The 480-nt window shown below is 45.6% G+C and carries 1 protein-coding gene; it reads left to right on the top strand.

Annotation, left to right across the window (positions count from 1 at the left end; all coding sequences use genetic code 11):
* Positions 1-480 (top strand): PTS glucose transporter subunit IIA (locus tag RVS70_RS22195; protein ID WP_321134876.1); only part of this gene is annotated, 480 nt, incomplete at both ends.

Below are 480 nucleotides of genomic sequence, written 5' to 3'. Positions count from 1 at the left end.
AGGAAGTGATTGCAGAACCGCTGCAAAATGAAATCGGCGAGGAAGTTTTCGTTTCTCCGATTGCCGGGGAAATTCACCCGATTACAGATGTTCCTGACCAAGTCTTCTCAGGAAAAATGATGGGTGACGGTTTTGCGATTCTCCCTTCTGAAGGAATTGTCGTATCACCAGTTCGAGGAAAAATTCTAAATGTGTTCCCGACAAAACATGCGATCGGCCTGCAATCCGACGGCGGAAGAGAAATTTTGATCCACTTTGGTATTGATACTGTCAGCCTGAAGGGCGAAGGATTTACGTCTTTCGTATCAGAAGGAGACCGCGTTGAGCCTGGACAAAAACTTCTTGAAGTTGATCTGGGCGCAGTCAAACCGAATGTACCATCTCTTATGACACCGATTGTATTTACAAACCTTGCTGACGGAGAAACAGTCAGCATTAAAGCAAGCGGTTCAGTCAACAGGGAACAAGACGATATTGTGA

The sequence above is a fragment of the Virgibacillus sp. M23 genome, from assembly GCF_034190895.1.
GTDB classification, from domain to species: Bacteria; Bacillota; Bacilli; order Bacillales; family Amphibacillaceae; genus Virgibacillus; species Virgibacillus salarius.
Note: the sequence above shows the minus strand (reverse complement) of the source record. Positions and strands in the feature narration are given on the sequence as shown.